Here is a 17,597-nt window from a genome sequence, read left to right as displayed (position 1 = left end):
CGTTATGTCTTATCAGTGCCCTCTGTGTCATCAGCCGCTTCATTTCTCTCAACTGCAATGGCGTTGCGACAGCAACCATCAGTTTGACTGCGCCAAAGAAGGCTACGTCAATCTGTTGCCCGTGCAGCATAAGCGCTCGAAGCAGCCTGGGGACAGCATGGAAATGATGCAGGCGCGGCGTGCATTTCTTAATGCCGGCTATTATCGGCCGTTGCAGCAGCGGATCGCGGCGTTGCTGGATACGTCGCTGGCGGCGGATGCGGCGGCGCTGTTGGATATCGGCTGTGGGGAAGGGTATTACACCGCCGAAGTGGCCGCACGGCTGGCCAAGGGGCGCGATATGGCGGTTTACGGGCTGGACGTCGCCAAGGTGGCCATCCGCTATGCCGCCAGGCGCTACCCGGCGGTTTCTTTCTGCGTCGCTTCCAGCCATCGTCTGCCGTTTGCTGACGCCTCTCTGGATGGCGTATTGCGTATTTACGCGCCTTGCAAGGCGGCGGAGCTGGCGCGGGTGATGAAGCCCGGTGGGCTTTTGGTGACGGTTTCTCCAGGGCCGCGCCATCTGTACCAACTGAAGGCGCAGGTGTATCAACAGGTGCAGCTGCATGATGAGTTGGATGAGCAGTTTGAGGGTTTTGACTGCGAGAGCCGGGAGGCGCTGGCCTATGACATGGTGCTGCCGGGCGAGCAGGCCGCCAACCTGCTGCAGATGACGCCGTTCGCCTGGCGAGCGTCGCCGGAGGTGCAGCAGCGGCTGGCCGCCAGCGAAGGCTTTGCCTGCGAAACCGACTTCGTCATCGCGGCGTATCGCCGCCGGGCCTGATGCCCTGAAACAAAAAAACCTGCCGCGGCAGGTTTTTTGTTGCGCAATGCTCTGTCAGGACAGATAGCCCAGGTGCTCGAGCAGAATATTGACGCCGATGCCGATCAGCACCACGCCGCCGAGGATCTCCGCGCGCTTGCCCAGCAACGGGCCGATAAAGCGCCCGATCATCATGCCGAGCGTCGCCATGATCATGGTGGCGCAGCCGATGGCCATTGCGGTATGCACGATATTCACCTGCAGGAAGGCCAGGCCGACGCCAATAGCCATGGCATCCAGGCTGGTAGCGATGGCGGTGGCCACCAGCAGCCAGAAACCGTGGCGCTTCACTTTATCTTCTTCGTCCGGCCTGTTCCGGATGCCTTCGACTATCATGCGCATGCCGAGAATGAACAGCAGCGAGAAGGCGACCCAGTGGTCCCACTCCATGATGTACTGGCTGGCGAACAGGCCGATGCCCCAACCGATGATCGGCGTAATGGCTTCTACCACGCCAAAGATCAATCCGGTACGGATGGCTTCACGGAAACGGGGCTGGTGCAAACTGGCGCCTTTGCCGATCGACGCGGCGAACGCATCCATAGACATGCCAAAAGCGAGAATGAGTGTTGCTGACAGGTTCATGTAAAATAGCCTCGGCCGGGCGGCTCCATATACACGTAACCCACCCCCAACCATACGACGGAGTTACGTGTCTATGGTCTCGCCAACCTTACCTGGCTGCCCGCACCACGTTTCTGACGGCGAAACGAGTATGTTGATACGGGCGTTTCTGGCGTTTTTTTATCCAGAAACCGGCTACTCCCCAATGACGGCGCAACCATACCATAATATTTTCGGCAATAACAACCTTTATTCCGCACGGGCATTGGCCTGAAATTGAGAATTGTTTTCATTAATCGACGTGCAATGAGGAATATAATGTAGACTGATGCAACAATGTTGCGGAAATAATAATCAGATGGCCTTGTGCGCTGCTGCTTTATTATCCGCATACAGCGCATGGTCGGAGGGGGTGAGGAAGTGTGATTGTTTTTAATTACTGATTATTAACGAAAAAATGATATATTCTTTCCAGGTCGTCTAATTGCGTCACCTCAATCAGCAAGCGCCGGCGCTCCAGGTCGATGGCCAAGACGCCGTCTTCCGATAAATTCATGGCCTTAATGCGGTTATATTCGATAAAGGCGTTAGCATAGAAAAAACCTTGCGCTTTGAATAATATCTTTGGCCAGCGAATATAAGAAATGTAGATGGCAATCAGCGCTAAAGAAATAAGCAGATAGGTGGTTAATACCGCACCTTCGGCAGTGACATTGCGGTAAATAAGAATGATGATCAGGCCGACGAAAATCAGGCAGTCAACGCGGTTGCGGCGCTTCAGCGGCACTCTGAGCAACGTCTCGCCCTTCAGCAGGTTCATGCCGAACTCGTCGTACAACGCATACAGCAGCATCAACGCAATAAATACCAGCAGCACGCCATCGGTCAGCGACATGTTTTTAACTCCACACATAAAAAAGCCGGGGGTTTCCCCCCGGCGGTTCATCGCGATTACAGGCCCAGCAGGCCAATCCAGTAGCCAAAGATACCGATGGCGAAGAAGCCGATGATGATCCACAGCGCATTCACCTTCCTGCGCAGCAGCCACATACAGCCGAAGGTCAGCAGCAGCGGCACCAGGCCCGGCATCAGCTGGTCGAGGATGGTCTGCACGGTGGTTACCGTGGTATGCCCGGTCTGGTCGGTGATTTTCGACACCACCAGCGGGATATTCACGTGCGTCCATTTGTTGACCAACGCCCCCATGACAAACAGGCCGAGAATGGACGCTCCTTCCGTCAGCTTTTGCAGGAAGCCGCCGCCCATGTCGTTGACGATGTCCACCCCTTTACGATAACCGTAGGCCACGCCGTAGTAGCGGGTCAGCAGGCGCACCAGGTTAAACAGCACGAAGAACAGGATCGGCCCGAGCAGGCTGCCGCTCATGGCGATACCGGCCCCCAGCGCGGCGAATACCGGCCGCACTGTACCCCAGAAGATCGGGTCGCCGACGCCGGCCAGCGGCCCCATCAGGCCGACCTTGATGCCGTTGATCGCCGCATCGTCGATCGGCGCGCCGTTGGCCCGTTGTTCTTCCATCGCCATGGTTACGCCAAGCACCGGCGCCGCCACGTAAGGGTGGGTGTTGAAGAATTCAAGATGGCGTTTGATCGCCTGCTTGCGGTCGTCGTTGTTTTCCGGGTACAGGCGGCGGATCACCGGCACCATCGAGAAGCAAAAACCCAGCGCCTGCATACGTTCGAAGTTCCACGAACCCTGGAACAGGTTCGAGCGCATGAATACGCCGCGAATATCGGCCGGCGTGAGTTTCTTTTGAGCTGTTGTATCAACCATTTCTCTCACCTATTCCTAGTCGAGTTCGTTATCGAGATCGTTAGCGGTAGCCGGGCCAGCCTGTACAACCTGTGACTTGTTGTATTTCGGGCTGAGCTGGATATACAGCACGGCCATCACCACGCCGATGACGCCGAGCGCCACCAGGTTGAAGTTGGTGAAAGCGGCGGTCACGAAGCCCAGGTAGAAGAACGGCATCAGGTAGCCGGCGCGCATCATGTTGATCACCATCGCGTAACCGACGACCACGATCATGCCGCCGGCGATGTTCAGACCGCTGGTGACCACTTCCGGGATCGAGTTAAGCAGCGCGTGAACCCCGGCGGTGCCGACCGAGATGGCGACGATCACCGCCGGAATGGCGATACGCATCGCCTGCAGCAGCAGGGCGGAGATGTGGATCCAGGTAATGGCGCGCAGGCTGCCGCGCTCCGCCGCACTGTCCGCCGCGTGCTGGAAGGCCACGGTCAGCGTACGTACGATGATGGTCAGCACCTGGCCCGCAGCGGCCAACGGAATGGCCAGGGCGATGCCGGCGCCGACGCTTTGCCCGCCTGCGATGACCAGAATGGTGGATATGATTGACGCCAGAGCGGCATCAGGTGCGACCGCCGCACCGATATTCATCCAGCCCAGGGCGATCATTTCCAGCGTACCGCCGATAATGATGCCGGTCTTCATATCGCCGAGAATAAAGCCGATCAGGGTACAGGCGACCAGCGGGCGGTGGAATTGGAATTCGTCGAGAACGGAACCCATCCCGGCGATACAGGCAACGATAAATATCAGCACAATCTGAAGAGTGGTAATCTCCATTGCACTTCTCCTATGACCAAAAAGCTCTGAGTAAAATAATTACTGGCACGCGCCATTAATTGAGTTTGTTAATCAGGTCCATCATTTTTAACTGGTTGTCGGACGATACTTTGCGGACTTCCAGCTCGATACCGCGCTCGTTTAATTTCTTAAACGCTTCGATATCTTTTTCATCTACGGATACGGCGTTATTAACCTGGGTTTTCCCCTGGCGAAACGCCATGCCGCCGATATTGACCGATTTAATATCCACACCGCCTTCCACCAGGCGCCAGACGTCCGTCGGGTTAGTGAACAGCAGCATCACGCGGTCGCCGGCGTATTTCGGGTTGTTCCACACGCGGATGGCTTTCGCCACGTCAACCACGTGAGCGGTAACGCCCGGTGGCGCGACCTGCGTCAGCAGCGTTTTTCGGACGTGATCGGCGGCCACTTCATCGCTGACGACGATAATGCGGCTGACGTTGGTTTCTTTGGTCCAGCGGGTGGCGACCTGGCCGTGGATCAGTCGGTCGTCGATGCGCGCCAGGCCGATCTTCATGTGGTCATTCGGGCCAAGGGGCGCCTGTGGGGCTACGGCGGTTTTGGCGGCGGGCGCTGCGGGTTTGGCCGGGTCTTCCTGCGGTTTTTTCAGCGCTTTCACGCCTTCACGGCCGGTTTCCAGCGCCAGCGCGACCAGGTCGTCAAAGCGGGGGTTATCGTCGCGGGCCATAAAGGTTTCCACCAGCATCGGAATGTTAACCCCGGTGACCACCTCGTAGCGTTCTTTGTCGACCGCGATGCGGCTGGCGGCGTTGAATGGGCTGCCGCCCCAGGTATCTACCAGAAACAGGACGCCGTCGCCGGTGTCGAGCTCGCTGATTTTTCCGTTGTATTTTTCGATTAACGTTTCGGCATTTTCACCGGGGACGAAGTCTATAAAGGCGACGTTATCCTGCGCGCCCAATAGCATTTCCGTCGTTTTCAGCAATTGTTCCGCTGCGCTCCCGTGTGTGCCGATGATAATAGCTATTGCCACTCGCTACCTCCTCATTAAACCTGATGCCCGCCATCTTTCGAGCCGTCGCGTTGTTGGCCTTGCCGCCCGGCGGCAGCTCGAAAGTTACAGGGTATAGGTACGGATTGTGTCGTTCCTTATTGATTGCCTCCCTGGCAGTCACTTCCGCGATTCAGATACATTATGGTAGAAAAAAAGAAACGCACGCCTTACATTTTCCACGCAGTTTCAAAAACCTGTGTGTGCGATTTCAGATTGACGTCATTTATTTTAGTGAGTGAAAAAATAAATTTTGTGACATTGCTCTGCTATTGAAAGCTAAGACAACTCTTAACCCCGTGTTTGTGGAATTAAACGTCAGAGCTGTTACAAGACAATGCAGAAGGTAAAAAAGCTTCTTCTCCGCCCAGAAAAATCCTGCTAGAGTAATTCCTCTTTCATTACCAAGGAGTGAAGGGCCTCAGCCCCCCTTATGGACTGTCACCGAAGTTACTGTTTTTCAAGGTTTCACCCGCCACCTGTTGGCGTTGCAAAAGTCACACGGCCGCTCGGCCATTCCCCGGTACTCCAATCCCGTAATCTTGCTGTTGTCGCCAACGCCCCTTCGGCGTCAGCGTTGTCACGTCTGAGCCTGGCTCGGCTATCCCGTCTTTTTTCCGGAGTCTGATATGGAATTTTTAATGGACCCCTCAATTTGGGCTGGGTTACTTACACTGGTGGTGTTGGAAATTGTTCTGGGCATCGACAACCTGGTGTTTATCGCCATTCTGGCCGATAAGCTGCCGCCGAAGCAGCGCGATAAAGCGCGCATACTCGGCCTGTCGCTGGCGCTGATCATGCGCCTGGGGCTGTTGTCGGTGATCTCGTGGATGGTGACGCTGACCACGCCGTTGTTCAGCGTGGGCGAGTTCAGCTTCTCCGGCCGTGACCTGATCCTGCTGTTCGGCGGCGTTTTCCTGCTGTTCAAAGCCACCATGGAGCTGCATGAGCGGCTGGAGGGGCAAACGCATCAGGACGGCGCCAATCGCGGCTACGCCAAGTTCTGGGCGGTGGTGGTGCAGATAGTGATCCTTGACGCAGTGTTCTCGCTCGACGCGGTCATCACCGCGGTGGGGATGGTGAACAATCTGGCGGTGATGATGACTGCGGTGGTTATCGCCATGGTGGTGATGCTGCTGGCGTCCAAACCACTGACCAACTTCGTCAATGCGCACCCGACCATCGTGGTGCTGTGTCTGAGTTTCCTGTTGATGATCGGCTTGAGCCTGATCGCCGAAGGCTTCGGCATGCATATTCCGAAAGGCTATCTGTACGCCGCGATTGGCTTCTCGATTCTTATCGAGCTGTTCAACCAGATCGCCCGCCGCAACTTTATCAAACACCAGGCGCGGCGCCCGATGCGCGAGCGCACGGCGGAGGCGATTATGCGCCTGATGGGGCAGCAGCGTGCGCAGCAGGCGGACGAAGCCGTAGCGCGCCCGGTGGAGGAAACCTTTGCCGAGGAGGAACGTTACATGATCAGCGGTGTTCTGACGCTGGCCTCGCGCTCATTGCGCAGCGTAATGACGCCGCGCACCGAGATCTCCTGGGTAGACTGCGAGCGTTCCCGTGAGGAAGTGCGCGAGCAGCTGCTGGATACGCCGCACAGTCTGTTCCCGGTATGCCGTGAATCCGTCGATGAGATAGTCGGCGTGGTGCGGGCCAAAGATCTGTTGGTGGCGCTGGAGCGGGGTGAGGACATTGCCGAATTCGCCGCGCGCACGCCGCCGATGATCGTGCCGGAAACCATGGACGTGATTAACCTGCTGGCGGTGCTGCGGCGCGCCAAGGGGCGGTTGGTGGTGGTCACCAACGAGTTTGGCGTGGTGCAAGGGCTGGTGACGCCGCTGGACGTGCTGGAAGCGATCGCCGGCGAGTTCCCGGACGAAGATGAGACGCCGGAAATCGTGGCGGAAGGCGGCAGCTGGCTGGTGAAGGGCGGCGCCGATCTGCATTCGCTGGAACAGGCGCTGAATTGCGAAGACCTGGTCAGCCCGACGGCGGACTACGCTTCTCTGGCGGGCTTCCTGCTGGCGCACTATGGCCAGATGCCGAGGGTTGGCGAAGCGGTGGAGCTGAACCGGTTGCGTTTCGAAATCGTCGAGGCGTCCGATTATCGCATCGAGCTGGTGCGCATCACCAAGGTTGAACCTGAGCACGAAGAACTGCCGTAATGCCCATGCCGGGGGCGCTATGCCTCCGGCTGGTTTTCCTGCCCCGCCGATTGCCCGGCGATCCTCAGACTCGCCTCATATTGCTGTAACCACAGCGGAAACACGTGAATTGGCATCGGCTTGGCGAAGTAGTAGCCCTGCAGCGCGTTGACGTCGCGCGAACGCAGATAATTGGCCTGCTCTTCGGTTTCGACCCCCTCGGCCACCAGTTTCAGCTTCAGGCGCTGCGCCAACGTGATGATGGTGTCGGTAACGGTGGCGTTAATCGCGTCGGTGCCGATAGCGGCGGTAAAGCCGCGGTCGATTTTCAGCACGTCCGGGCTGAGGTTTTTCAGGTAGCTCAGCGAGCTGTGCCCGGTGCCGAAATCGTCGATGGCCAGCATAATGCCCATTTCTTTCAGCGTTTTTATCTGCTCATGCTGGATGGCCGAAAGCGCGGTGCGTTCGGTCAGCTCCAGCATCAGAGAGGGCATCGGATGAGCGGGCAGCCAGATGTTTCGAATATCATCGATGATATGGGTGGTATCGAAATGCTCGGCCGCCACGTTGATGCTGATATAAAACGAAGGGCGCGGCGGGAAGAGCCGCAGATTCTCCACCACCGTGTTCATCAGGTAGCGGGTAAGGGGGATGATCAGTTCATGCTGCTCCGCCAGCGGAATGAACACGTCCGGCGAGATCCAACCCTGGCGCTTCTTTTTCCAACGCAGCAGCATTTCCACGCCCGAGCAGCGCCCGGTTTCACTGTTGATGATCGGCTGGCAGTAAACGCGGAATTCGCGGTGTTGGATGGCATGGCCGATATGATAAGACAGGCTCATGCGGTTGGCGGTCAGCAGATAGACCACATAGGCCGCCAGAAGGCTGATCAGCAGTGCCAGAGGGATATGCCGCGGCAGTGCGGACAACGCCAGCATGCTGACCTGCGGGCCGAACAACGTGATGGAGAAGGGGTACTGGCTGGAGCTTGCCGTATAGCGTAAATCCTTGCTCAGCGTGTCGCGGCTCAGGATCTCCTTACGGCCATATTCCAGGCTGTTATCCGCTACGTTCAGCACCACCCGCTGTGCATAGGGCTCTTGAGGCTCGAGCAGGAAATTGGCCAACAGTTCGATATTGAATACGTGCAGCACGCCGCTGTTTGGGTCCGTCGCGGACGGTGTCCACATGATTAGCGTGGGCACGCCCCTGCTCACCATGAGCGAGGGGCGCAGCGCCAACCGGCTGTCGCCATTGGCGAGGGTAGGCAGCAGCGAGGAGAATTGATAATTGCGGCTGCCTAGCAGGCTGGAGCAGTAAATCCGGCCATCCTTTACCAGCAGCATGGCGCGCATCCCCTGATTTTGCGCGGCGCGAAAGCGCAACGTCTGCATGGCCTTTTCGCAAGACAGATCCAGCAACGCCATGCTGCGTTCGGCCTGTTGTTGCGCCGGCGCCAGCAGTTGGTTGATCTTGGTGACCGTACGGGTGGCCAGCCGGTGCTGGCTCTGTTCAATGTCTTGAACTTCCTGATAGTAACGGGTGTAGAGCGACACCAGCAAAATAGCCAGCGCCGCCGCGCCGGCCAGCAGCCAGCGATAGTAGCGATATTGGGACGCGGCAAGATGGGTCATCAACATCTGTAAATCCTTGTTCGGCAAGCCGGCCCCGGGTCACCGCCAGGCCACATTCCCGTGAAATTATACTCGGCTAATTCTAACCTGTGGTTATACAAGATAGATGCTAACGCAGTAAATTATTTAAATTGGGTGAAACAGAAGGCTAATTTGCCGGTTAACCGACGAATCGAAGAGGTAAAGGGGTAAGACTTTTTGGTGACGATGTCACTTTTTGTTTTTAATGGATTGATTCAAGGTAAAAAAAACCCGCCTGACGGCTAACACCGATCGGTTAAGCAAAATGATCGGTTGAACGATCCGGTGGGTAGACGACAATAGCCTCATCAATTCTCTGATGGGGCTTTTTTATGCTTTCAACCTGGCTTGACGATACCCAGACCTGGGCTGAACCCGTTTCACTTTCCTGTTTTCAGCGTGCCATTCCCCTTGAGTGGATTTCTCAGGTCCTTGATTCCACGAATAAAGCCAGTATCCGTAAACGTAAACTCCCCGCAGAACTCGTGGTCTGGCTGATTGTGGGCATGGGCCTGTACCGCGACCGCTCCATCACGGACGTTGTGACAAAACTCGACCTCGTCCTGAGTTCGCAGGAAGGTGAGACTCTCGCTGCCAGCTCCATTGCCCAGGCACGCCAGCGGTTGAGCGATGAACCGCTTCGGGAGCTCTTCACCCTGACGGCCAGCCACTGGACTCAACAGGAAGATAAGGATGACCTCTGGCACGGACTGCGGCTGTTCGCCGTTGATGGCACCCTTTTTCGCACACCCGATACGCCCGAACTTGCAGACCATTTTGAGTACATAAAGCATCGTCCGGACAGACACACTGAGTACCCGATGGTCAGGCTGTGCGCCATGATGTCGCTGCGCAGCCGGTTGATCCATGACGTGAAATTCGGGCCGGCAAATACCGGCGAAGTCAGTTACGCGAAGCAATTATCGCCGCAGGCGAAAAGCCTGACGCTGTTTGACCGCTGCTATTTATCCGCAGAGTTACTGATTAACTGGCAACGCAGACAGAACGATGCGCACTGGCTGGTTCCCCTGAAGGGAAACACGAAATACCGTGTAGTGGAAACGTTCGGAGAAGGAGACCATCTGGTGGAGATGCAGGTCTCACCGCAGGCCCGAAAACAGGACAGCTCGCTGCCTGAATACTGGCAGGCCCGGCTAATAGAATGTGAAGATGAATCAGGCCATTACAAAGGTTTTATCAGCTCTTTGAGCGAGCCGGAGCTGTATCCGGCAGACTCGCTGCGTTATGTGTATCAGGAGCGGTGGAGCATAGAAAATGGCTACGGAGAGCTGAAACAGTTCCAGCTGAGCACAGCGACGTTGCTGCGCAGCCAGAAAGTGAGCGGGATTTACCAGGAAATCTGGGGTCTGTTGACGGCCTATAATCTGGTCAGAATGGAGATGAGTCAGATAGCACGGGAAGCAAAAGTGCCGCCACTGCGGATAAGCTTCGTGATGGCGATGAGACTGATCCAGGATGAACTCATCTGGTGTTCACTGAGTAAACCAGGGACGATCCCGACGAAGCTGAAGAAAATGCGGGAGAATGTGAAGCAATTTATCCTGCCAGAAAAGAGAAAACGGCCCAAAAAGAGGACCGTTCGAATCTCAAAAACCCAGTATCCCGTTCACTCAAAACATCTTAAGTGAACGGTGTTAGCCTGACGGCGGGTTTTCGGTTAGTCGCATTGCACCTTGATAGCCAGGCCACCGCGTGAAGTCTCGCGGTATTTGGCATTCATGTCTTTGCCGGTTTCGTACATGGTTTCGATCACTTTATCCAACGAAACGCGCGGTTCGCTGGTGCGGCGCAGCGCCATGCGCGCCGAGTTGATCGCCTTGACCGAAGCGATGGCGTTGCGTTCTATGCAAGGCACCTGCACCTGGCCGGCCACGGGATCGCAGGTTAAACCGAGGTTATGTTCCATGCCGATCTCCGCCGCGACGCAAACCTGCTCCGGGCTGCCGCCCAGCAGCTCCGCCAGGCCCGCCGCCGCCATGGAGCAGGCGACGCCGACCTCGCCCTGGCAGCCGACTTCGGCGCCGGAAATGGAAGCGTTCATCTTGTACAGCGCGCCGATTGCCCCCGCCGCCATAAAGTAGCGGATGTAGATGTCCGGGCTAACGGATTCGATAAAGTGGTCATAGTAGGCCAGGACTGCGGGCACTATGCCGCAGGCGCCGTTGGTCGGCGCAGTAACCACGCGCCCGCCGGCGGCGTTTTCTTCGTTGACCGCCAGGGCAAACATGTTGACCCAGTCAATCACGTTCATCGGATCGCTGGACAGTTTGTCGGAAGAAACCAGCATGCGGCGCAGCGCAGAGGCGCGGCGCGGCACGCGCAGCGGCCCCGGCAACACGCCCTCGGTGTTCAGGCCGCGGTCGATGCAGGCGCGCATGGTTTGCCACACGTTGCCGAAGTAGGTTTCGATCTCCTGCTTGCTGTGCAGCGCCAGTTCGTTCTGCATCACCATACCGGACAACGACAGCCCGGTTTCGCGGCAGTGGTCGAGCATTTCGCGGGCGAAGTTGAATGGGTAAGGCACGCTCAGTTCGTGGGCGTCTGCCTTGCCGAAATTCTCTTCGTCAACGATAAAGCCGCCGCCGATGGAGTAATAGGTCTTGCTGTAAACTTGTTTTTCGCCGGCGAAGGCGTGGATCTGCATGCCGTTTTCATGCAGCGGCAGGTTGTCGCTGCGGAAAACCATGCCGCCGTCGCGCGGGAAATCGACCTCATGCAGGCCGCTGGCCAGCATCAGACGTTGACGTTGTTCTACATCGCGAATAAAACCCGGGATGCTATCGATATCAACGGTGTCCGGCATATTGCCGGCCAGGCCGAGGATGATAGCGATATCGGTATGGTGACCTTTACCGGTCAATGAGAGTGAGCCGTAGACATCAACGGCGACACGCGTGATAGAAGGCATCAGGCCTTTATTTACCAGATCGTCGACAAACTGTTTGCCGGCTTTCATCGGTCCAACCGTATGAGAGCTGGACGGGCCGATGCCGATCTTAAACATGTCGAAAACGCTAATCACGCTAAAACTCCTTAAAGAGGCATATTGTTATGGCTGCATGGTTAAAAACCACGCAGGGAACAGCGATATTGTAAAAGGACCGTACGGGTTCGGTTGCCTTTTTCGCATGAAATAAAATAATCCTTGGTGTTACTTTCTTTACTGATTACCGCAGGTTTCAGGCCGAGCGCGGGGCCGTCCTTTGCCCAAGTTCCATTGGTGGTAATCGCGCCAGCCTCCGCTGCTGAACGCCGCCGGCTTAATCCCTGTTTTGACAGTGGTTTATCTCGGACGGCCGTATTTTACAGGTATTTAGTAAGGTTTAAGAGAGGGTTTACAGTTTTTTTAAAAGCGTATCAGGCAGAAGGTAGTGGAAAACGCAAATGAATGAAGTGATGACGATCGCTTTACCTGTGCCTGCCATGCGGATACCGCGTAGTATTGTGATTTGCATCACGCTTTACCGCTTAAATGCTGACTTGCTGCGCCAGCCGGCGAATGATGGCGGCGGTCAGGCCCCAAATAAATTGGCTCTGATACCAGGAAAGATAAATGCGGTGCGAGTGCCCGCCGCGGTGAATATCCAGCGGGTAATAGCGTGACAGGGTCAGGGCTTCGTGCAGCGGCATTTCGAACACATCGGCCACTTCGGCCTCATTGGCGTGGAACTGTACTCCGGGCGGGATCAGGCCGACTACCGGCGTCACCTGGAATCCGGTGCTGCTGTCGAGCGGCGCCAGTTGGCCGATGACGCTGACGGCCTGCGGCGGAATGGCCACTTCTTCCTGCGCTTCGCGCAGCGCGGTGACGATTGGCGAACCGTCCTCGGCGTCGGTTTTGCCGCCGGGAAACGCCACCTGGCCCGCATGCTTGCGCAGCGAATCGGCGCGCCGGGTTAGCAGCAGCGTCGGTTCCGGGTGGCAGATTATCGGGATCAATACCGCCGCTGGCCGCACATTGAACGACATCTGCGCGGCCTGCGGCAGCTGCAGCTGAAAGCGGCTGATAAACGCGGCCAGCGAAGCCGGATAGTTCGGTGGGTTCATGAGAGGCTAAACTCCCCAAGCTGCGGCAGAATGCGGCCGACCTTGTCAAAGGTTTCCTGGTATTCCGCCTGCTCCTGGCTGTCCGCCACTATGCCGCCGCCGGCGGAACAGTGGATGCGGCCGTTTTCGGTGACCAGGGTGCGGATGGTGATGTTGGTGTCCATGGTGCCACAGGCGCTGAGATAGCCGATGCTGCCGCAATAGGCGTTGCGGCGCTGCGGCTCCAGCTCTTCGATGATGGCCATCGCCCGCACTTTGGGGGCGCCGGTGATCGAACCGCCGGGGAAACAGGCGCGCAGCAGCGCGGTGGCCGGCGTGGCGTCCGGCAGCGTTGCCGTAATGGTGCTCACCAGATGGTGCACAGCCGGGAAAGGTTCTACGGCAAACAGTTCCGGCACCCGCACGCTGCCTGGCAGCGCAACCCGGCCAATATCATTGCGCAGCAGATCCACGATCATCAGGTTCTCGGCGCGGTCCTTCGGCGAACCGGCCAGCCGGCGCGCCTGCTCGGCATCCTGCGCCGCATCGTTCAGGCGCGGCAGCGTGCCTTTGATCGGCCGGGTTTGGATCTGTTGCCGCTCCAGCCACAGAAAGCGTTCGGGAGACACGCTCAGCACGCTGTTTTCAGGCAGGCGGAGAAACGCGGAGAAGGGCGCGCGGTTGCTGGCGCTCAATTGCCGGAAAGCCTGCCACTCATCGCCGGCGTAATCGGCGGAAAAACGCTGCGCCAGGTTGATTTGATAGCAGTCGCCGCTGCGCAGATAGCGCTGGATACGCTGAAATTTTTCACCATACTGCCGGCGAGTCATATTGGCGCGCCAGGCGCCGGTCAGGGCGAACGGCCGCTGCGGTTTCGCCTGCTGGCGGCTCAGCCACTGCCAGCGCTGTTCCACATCCTGATAGCTGAGCAGCGTCAGTTTTTGCAACTGGTGATCGGCTATCAATGCCCAGTCATAAATGCCCACCGCCATATCCGGCAGCGCGATGTCTGCTTCCGCCAACTGCGGCAGTTGCTCAATTCTGCGGCCCAAATCATAGCCGAACAGCCCCAGGGCGCCGCCCTGAAAAGGCAGATCGGCGTTAAACGCCGGCCGCCAGGCCTGCTCCGCCAATTGCTGCTGCAGCAGGCTGAAAGGATCCGCAGTGGACTTCTCGCCGCTTTCGCCCTGACGCGTTTCGGTGATGGCGCCGCGCGTCGTCAGCGTGACGCGCGGGTCGGCGACCAGGATGTCGAAACGGTTGTGCGAATGCTCGGCGAAGCCTGAATGCAGCAGCATCGCCCACGGCTGGTGGGAGAGCGGGGCAAAGAGTTCCAACAGGGCGCTGCGTGTATAAGGCAAAGACTTTATGTTTGGTGCGGTTACGCTCATTGACTTCAATAAACCTGACTCTCGGAGACGGCGGTGTCTGCCGTTATTCTGCCATAGTCGGCGGTGGCGCGCATGTCCCGTCGTATGTGAGCCCATGCACACTTCACATAAACAATGGTTAAACAACTTTGCGGTGAAGCATTTTTTGCGCCATTAATATTAATTCAATATGTTAAAAATTTATGCTCCCGGTTGCCGGAGCCGCAATTAGCCACAGCGGCCGTCAATGGCTGAAATATAAAAAGTGACCGGGAACCTGGCCTTGTCAGTTGTTTCGGTTTGTTATCAAAAGAATGAGCGCGGCTATGCCGTTTTACTTGGCAATGTGGGATCCCGGTAGACGAATTATTTCGTCATGCAACTTTTTATGGCTGTCTTAACGGCGTTTTGGCACAAAAAGACAATGTTAAGCAAAGCGTATGAGGCACTTGCTGAAAACGCTGGGCAATATTTCTGCACCAGGTTTAACCACAACGCCCACTGATATTATTAAAAGATAAAAGAATTATTTTGTTACATTATTTAAGAGCTAATTATGTCGTTAATATTAAGCGTCATCGTTCCGCTGCATAATGCGGGAGAACTGTTCGAGCCTTTCCTCGCATCGCTGCTGGCGCAGCGCGAGCGGCGGCTGGAAGTGATCATCGTTAACGACGGTTCGACCGACGGTTCCGGTGATATTGCCCACCGTTATGCGGCGGAATATCCGCACATCAAGGTGATCGATCAGGCTAATTCCGGCGTATCCAACGCGCGTAATGCCGGGCTGGCTATGGCCAAAGGGAAATATGTGGCGTTTCCTGATGCCGATGATTTGCTGGCGCCGGATATGTATTCCACGCTGATCGAATTGGCAGAACGGCACCAATTGGACGTTATGCAATGCAACGGCGAACGCTATTTCGCCAGCCGGGATGAATTGCAGACAATTTTTCCTCTGCAACGGCTGAGCAGCACAGAAGTGATCAGCGGCGTACAGTGGTTTGAGCGTGCGTTGAAATCACGCAAGTTTATTCACGTCGTGTGGTTAGCGGTATATCGGCTTGATTTTATCCGGCAGCACCGGTTGTATTTCGAGCCCGGCCTGCATCACCAAGATATTCCCTGGACGACGGAAGTGATGTATAACGCGCAGCGGGTCAAGTACCTGAGTAAACCTTTGTATCGCCAGCGGGTACACGATCAGTCGATCAGCAATCGCCGGCGAACCGGCAAGGCCAATGTGCAGTATCAGCGGCACTATATGAAGATTGTCGACATGCTCCAACAGCTCAACCGACGCTACGCGAATAAAATCGCCATTCGCCCGGCATTTCATTGGCAGATTGCCCGCGAGGCGCTGGGTATTTGCCACAGCATTCGCCGTGAGCCAGAGCTGGCGGCGCAGCGCCAGATCACCGAAGAGTTTTGCCAACGCGGCATCGACAAGGCGATGGCCGCCAACGCGCGCGGCCTCAAACAGGGCTGGCATGTGTTGCTATGGCAGCATCGTCTGAAACAATGGCGCGGCGGCGGCGCTTGCTCGCAGACGGCCTGATCACAAGCGTTGGGATCTGCCCTGTTAAGGCGTATACTCGCCCTCCATTTTGCTGGAGATAAACACATGCTTGCAGGTATGCCATCACTGAGCCACTCAGAACAACAGGAAGCGGTGGAACGCATCCATCAATTGATGGAACAGGGCATGAGCAGCGGTGAGGCCATCGCCCGCGTCGCGCAGGAAATCCGCGAAAAACACCAGGGCGATCGGGTCACGGTGCTGTTCGATGACGAAGAAGAAGACGAAGAGCAGCCGGAAGAGCAGGCTGAGGACAGCGATTACGACGAAGAAGAAGACGAAAACTACTGATGTTGTCGGGGGCCGGGATCCCGGCCCCGCTTGGGTTACCCTGTGATAACCACTGCCGCTGCGGCCTGCTTGGCCAGCTCCACTGCATGTTCCACGGTTTCCGCCGTCGCCAGGGCGACGCCCATGCGACGCTGGCCGTTAATTTCCGGCTTGCCGAATAAGCGCAACTGATTGTGCCCGCTCAGGGCGCGGTCGAGGCCGCTAAAGCGCAGATCGCCGCTGGTCAGCTGCGGCAGGATCACCGCCGAAGCGGAAGGGCCTGACTGGCGGATTGCCCCGACCGGCAGGCCCAGGAAGGCGCGCACGTGCAGAGCAAATTCAGACAGATCCTGTGAGATTAGCGTGACCATGCCGGTGTCGTGCGGGCGTGGTGACACTTCGCTGAAGATAACTTCGTCGCCGCAGACAAACAGCTCAACACCGAACAGACCATAGCCCCCCAGGGCCTTCACCACCTGTTCCGCAATGCTCTGCGCGCGGTTCAGCGCCAGTTCGGACATCTGCTGCGGCTGCCAGGATTCACGGTAGTCGCCATCCTCCTGCCGGTGGCCGATAGGGGCGCAGAAGTGCACGCCGTCTACGGCGCTGATGGTCAGCAGGGTAATTTCAAAATCAAATTTCACCAGACCTTCGACGATCACCCGGCCGCCGCCGGCGCGGCCGCCCTGTTGGGCGTAATCCCAGGCGGCTTTCAGCTGTTCAGGGCTGCGGATCAGGCTTTGCCCCTTGCCCGAAGAACTCATTACCGGCTTGACGATGCACGGGTAACCTATTTGCTCTATCGCCTGATGGAAGGCGGCTTCGCCGTCGGCGAAACGGTAGCTGGAGGTGGGCAGGTTCAGGGTTTCCGCCGCCAGGCGACGGATGCCTTCACGGTTCATGGTCAGGCGGGTGGCTTCGGCGCAGGGCACCACGCGGTGGCCCTGTTGCTCCAGCTCGACCAGCATGCCGGTGGCGATAGCTTCGATTTCCGGCACGATGTAATCAGGGCGTTCCTGTTCAATGACGGCTTTCAGCGCTTCGCCGTCCAGCATGTTGATGACGTGGCTGCGGTGCGCCACGTGCATGGCGGGGGCATCGGCGTAGCGGTCGACGGCAATCACCTCCAGCCCCAAACGCTGGCATTCGATGGCGACTTCTTTACCCAGCTCGCCCGAGCCGAGCAGCATAACGCGGGTGGCGGAGGGGCGCAGGGCGGTTCCAATCGTTAACATAGTCTCGTACCTGGATCGATGAAGATTAATGCGGTCTGATAATGGGAGTGCAGTATATACGAAAACGTTTGCGCGTGCAGCCGCCGAGCGATGCCAATGGCGCTATATTCCCCGATGCTTCTTGCTAACTTGCTGTTTTTATAACAAACAAAAACATTTGCCCTCTATGGGGGATTGTGAGTTAATAAGCGGCGGCGAGGAAAGGCCTACTTATGT

General features: G+C 57.2%; 15 protein-coding genes and 1 riboswitch. Of the genes, 5 read left to right on the top strand and 10 right to left on the bottom strand.

What is annotated here, in order from left to right; genetic code table 11:
• The first annotated feature begins 4 nt into the window (after positions 1–4).
• Positions 5–823, top strand: coding sequence for a 23S rRNA (guanine(745)-N(1))-methyltransferase (rlmA, locus tag KHA73_RS13965; RefSeq protein WP_234584937.1), 819 nt, complete (start codon positions 5–7; stop codon positions 821–823).
• 54 nt (positions 824–877) lie between these two features.
• On the opposite strand, the gene mntP is transcribed toward rlmA, so the two are convergent.
• From mntP to manX, 5 genes are all read right to left on the bottom strand, one after another.
• The gene (mntP, locus tag KHA73_RS13960; RefSeq protein WP_234584935.1) at positions 878–1,447 is read right to left on the bottom strand and encodes a manganese efflux pump MntP; all 570 of its coding nucleotides are present in this window, start codon (positions 1,445–1,447) and stop codon (positions 878–880) included.
• Between the two features lie 11 nt (positions 1,448–1,458).
• Positions 1,459–1,642, bottom strand: a riboswitch (yybP-ykoY riboswitch).
• A 220-nt stretch (positions 1,643–1,862) separates the two neighbouring features.
• Positions 1,863–2,321: a DUF986 family protein gene (locus KHA73_RS13955; protein ID WP_234584934.1), complete on the bottom strand. Its 459-nt coding sequence runs from the start codon at positions 2,319–2,321 to the stop codon at positions 1,863–1,865.
• 56 nt (positions 2,322–2,377) lie between these two features.
• Complete coding sequence (locus KHA73_RS13950; RefSeq protein WP_234584933.1) at positions 2,378–3,220, bottom strand: PTS mannose transporter subunit IID; 843 nt, start codon at positions 3,218–3,220, stop codon at positions 2,378–2,380.
• Positions 3,221–3,235: 15 nt separating this feature from the next.
• On the bottom strand, positions 3,236–4,036 hold the full coding sequence (locus KHA73_RS13945) for a PTS mannose/fructose/sorbose transporter subunit IIC (RefSeq protein WP_234584932.1): 801 nt from the start codon (positions 4,034–4,036) through the stop codon (positions 3,236–3,238).
• Positions 4,037–4,091: 55 nt separating this feature from the next.
• Positions 4,092–5,054 carry a PTS mannose transporter subunit IIAB gene (manX, locus tag KHA73_RS13940; protein WP_234584931.1) on the bottom strand — a complete coding sequence of 321 codons (963 nt, stop codon included), beginning with the start codon at positions 5,052–5,054 and terminating at the stop codon, positions 4,092–4,094.
• 647 nt (positions 5,055–5,701) lie between these two features.
• Between manX and KHA73_RS13935 the strand changes: the two genes are divergently transcribed.
• Positions 5,702–7,246, top strand: a complete 1,545-nt coding sequence (locus tag KHA73_RS13935) for a TerC family protein (RefSeq protein WP_234584930.1) — start codon at positions 5,702–5,704, stop codon at positions 7,244–7,246.
• A gap of 17 nt (positions 7,247–7,263) precedes the next feature.
• On the opposite strand, the gene KHA73_RS13930 is transcribed toward KHA73_RS13935, so the two are convergent.
• Positions 7,264–8,865: an EAL domain-containing protein gene (locus KHA73_RS13930; protein WP_234584929.1), complete on the bottom strand. Its 1,602-nt coding sequence runs from the start codon at positions 8,863–8,865 to the stop codon at positions 7,264–7,266.
• Between the two features lie 347 nt (positions 8,866–9,212).
• On the opposite strand from KHA73_RS13930, the gene KHA73_RS13925 reads away from it, so the two are divergent.
• Positions 9,213–10,529 (top strand): IS4 family transposase, encoded by a 1,317-nt coding sequence (locus tag KHA73_RS13925; RefSeq protein ID WP_234584928.1) that lies wholly within the window; start codon positions 9,213–9,215, stop codon positions 10,527–10,529.
• A gap of 29 nt (positions 10,530–10,558) precedes the next feature.
• Here the strand turns inward: KHA73_RS13925 and sdaA are convergent, their stop codons facing one another.
• The 3 genes from sdaA to pabB form a co-directional block, all read right to left on the bottom strand.
• Positions 10,559–11,923, bottom strand: a complete 1,365-nt coding sequence (gene sdaA, locus KHA73_RS13920) for an L-serine ammonia-lyase (protein WP_234584927.1) — start codon at positions 11,921–11,923, stop codon at positions 10,559–10,561.
• A gap of 446 nt (positions 11,924–12,369) precedes the next feature.
• Positions 12,370–12,948: a CoA pyrophosphatase gene (locus KHA73_RS13915; RefSeq protein ID WP_234584926.1), complete on the bottom strand. Its 579-nt coding sequence runs from the start codon at positions 12,946–12,948 to the stop codon at positions 12,370–12,372.
• Positions 12,945–14,318 carry an aminodeoxychorismate synthase component 1 gene (gene pabB / locus KHA73_RS13910; protein WP_234584925.1) on the bottom strand — a complete coding sequence of 458 codons (1,374 nt, stop codon included), beginning with the start codon at positions 14,316–14,318 and terminating at the stop codon, positions 12,945–12,947. Before pabB ends, KHA73_RS13915 begins: the two co-directional genes overlap by 4 nt.
• 535 nt (positions 14,319–14,853) lie before the next feature.
• On the opposite strand from pabB, the gene KHA73_RS13905 reads away from it, so the two are divergent.
• Entirely contained in the window at positions 14,854–15,855 is a 1,002-nt protein-coding gene (locus KHA73_RS13905) for a glycosyltransferase (RefSeq protein ID WP_234584924.1), read from the top strand.
• Between the two features lie 66 nt (positions 15,856–15,921).
• On the top strand, positions 15,922–16,167 hold the full coding sequence (locus KHA73_RS13900) for a YoaH family protein (protein WP_234584923.1): 246 nt from the start codon (positions 15,922–15,924) through the stop codon (positions 16,165–16,167).
• A 35-nt stretch (positions 16,168–16,202) separates the two neighbouring features.
• Here the strand turns inward: KHA73_RS13900 and purT are convergent, their stop codons facing one another.
• Complete coding sequence (gene purT / locus KHA73_RS13895; protein WP_234584921.1) at positions 16,203–17,381, bottom strand: formate-dependent phosphoribosylglycinamide formyltransferase; 1,179 nt, start codon at positions 17,379–17,381, stop codon at positions 16,203–16,205.
• Between the last annotated feature and the right edge of the window lie 216 nt (positions 17,382–17,597).

It is taken from the genome of Serratia entomophila, assembly GCF_021462285.1.
Classification (GTDB): domain Bacteria; phylum Pseudomonadota; class Gammaproteobacteria; order Enterobacterales; family Enterobacteriaceae; genus Serratia; species Serratia entomophila.
This window is presented reverse-complemented; position numbering and strand designations above follow the sequence as displayed.